The 2,164-nt window shown below is 56.7% G+C and carries 2 protein-coding genes; both read right to left on the bottom strand.

Features of this window, described 5'->3' with window-relative positions; genetic code table 11:
- Positions 1–79: 79 nt before the first annotated feature.
- Positions 80–472: an HD domain-containing protein gene (locus tag NH602_RS32290; RefSeq protein WP_374210284.1), complete on the bottom strand. Its 393-nt coding sequence runs from the start codon at positions 470–472 to the stop codon at positions 80–82.
- A 45-nt stretch (positions 473–517) separates the two neighbouring features.
- Positions 518–2,035, bottom strand: a complete 1,518-nt coding sequence (locus NH602_RS30340) for a DUF262 domain-containing protein (RefSeq protein ID WP_308292905.1) — start codon at positions 2,033–2,035, stop codon at positions 518–520.
- Between the last annotated feature and the right edge of the window lie 129 nt (positions 2,036–2,164).

The following is a 2,164-nucleotide window of genomic DNA, read 5'->3' on the forward strand; positions in this document are numbered from 1 at the left end:
CGACGACCCTCCGACGAGGGCAGGAGCGGGGCCAGCCGGGCCCACTGAACGTCGGTCAGGACCGCAGTGCGCGACACCGCTACAGCATCGCGCACCCCGACCCACCTATTTCGGAGACACGCCCTAGTCCCGGAGGGTCGGTAAACGACTGAAGCTGATCTGACAGACCGAGCACTTCTGCCTCGTGGGCGGCAGATGAATGATAAGCAATGAGACCACACACTGTGTCGTCGACACCCCACCGGCGCGCGGCGCGAGCTCCATCCAGCGGGTGAAAGCCGACCTCGTTCAGCGCGGGTGCGTAGCCTACATCATGAAGCCAACAAGCGACGACCAGCTGGTTGCCGCCGTGGAGACGAGGACGCACAGTTTCTGCCCTATGAGCGACCTTCTCGACGTGCTTCCACCGCCGCGGCAGCACAGAAGCGAGGCTCTTCCTCGCGCGATTCCGAGCATCCTCAGTCGACAACACCGCTCTAGTCTATCTCGGTTTGTAGAATCGCGCAGTGGTCGACCATCAACGCCCTCCCTCGCACAACTGCTGAACCCACTTCTCGGCGATTTCAGCGCGGGCGATCAGGAAGTCGTCGTAGTTCGTTTTGGCGTAGTCGAAATTCGATGGGTTCGGAAGTAGGCTACTTGCGAAGACGCCGGCCGCGGAGCCGCCGAGCGTTCGAGCGAGTTCGGGGATGTAGACGCATGGATCGCCGTCACTGATCTCATTATTCTCGCTAGCTGACAGAAAGCAGATGTTCATAAGACGGTTTGAATCGATCTGGTCATCGAGCCGCTTCAAGAATGCTTGCGGAAAGATGTGATGGAACTGGTGCTTATTGTAGACGCTGAGTGCAGCAAAAGTGTCGATGGCGCTGCCATTAGTCAAGTTGCGTGGGCCTTTCTTGCCCATGGCCAAGGAGAAGGCGCGTGATCCTGCCCCGTTCTTGCGGAAGCCAAGTCTGAGCAGATTTCGCGCGGTGGGTAAGTCTCCGAAGTCGTCGGCACTACCCGACTCTCCGGAGATAAAGTTTGATGCTTGGGTGATGCCCCGAGAAATGAATGATTCAGATGCGCCTTTGAATCGTTCCGAGAATGCTGACCGCCAGAACCACTGTCGTGCTCGAACTAGCTCAGGGTTCTTGAGCTTCTTCCTCTCGGAGAAGAGGCTTGCGAGGATTACCAGATGTGCCTCGTACGGCAGGAAGTCAAGGCTGTGTACTCGAAAATCCGTGACAAGCAGATCAACTGCTCGCTCGAGGCCTCCCCGCGCCTTTTCTACGAGCTCGTCGAGTGCCGTTGCTCCAAGGTTGCGAAGCTGTAGTATTGACTCACGCTGGACTGAGCTTGTGTGAATCGCTGACAGGACCTTAAGGACAGTCGATTGTTCGATCTTGTCAAAGTCCTTTCGCTCCAGAGCTGTAGCGAGATTCTTTGTGCGGACGTTTAGGTCGAAGTCGCGTGACCACGTCGCCGCAACCATTAGGTCATAGATGGAAAGGCGCGTACCGGAATCGTTGATTCGCTCAAAGATTGGGCAAACCTCGTCAAGATTCAAATTCTTCAGGGTAACGACAGGGAGGCGATATCCAGAAAGGACTCGAATAAGAGAGTCGAGCCGCCGCTGGAGCTCGTCCTTATCGGGTCGACTCTGTAGTGCGGTGCGGAAGTCTAGGAGGCGACTGGTATTAAACAAGGCGCGCAATGGAAATACTGTCAGGGGGGCCTGGTTGGTCATAGGAATGAACTCTTCTTCAACCAGGTCATAGCCAGCGGCAAAGCCGCCCTCATGCTCAGGGGCGCCAAGACACGAGTAGATCACAGTTAGGCGCTGTTGCCCGTCTAGTACGTAGTCCGTCGGGCTATGGTCATCGGTCTCTGGAAGCGTGAAGTCTCCGATATTTCTTTCGGTTTGCAGCTTCTCGGCGGTCTTCCATAGCAAAAGACTGCCTACTGGATAGTTGCTCGCAAGGCTATCGAGTAGCCGAATAGCCTGCTCGTCTTTCCAGACGAACGGGCGCTGAAAAGCAGGAATCTTGATCTCTTGGACTCAACCGGTCAGCGCAACACCCCACAGGTAGTTGATCATGATAGGGGTGGGCGATGGCACGCTTGGGCAGGCCGGGGATGTCCGATGAGGACCGCACTGATCTGTGGGTCCGTTGGGGGC

It is taken from the genome of Pseudonocardia sp. McavD-2-B, from assembly GCF_024124365.1.
Classification (GTDB): Bacteria; Actinomycetota; Actinomycetes; order Mycobacteriales; family Pseudonocardiaceae; genus Pseudonocardia; species Pseudonocardia alni.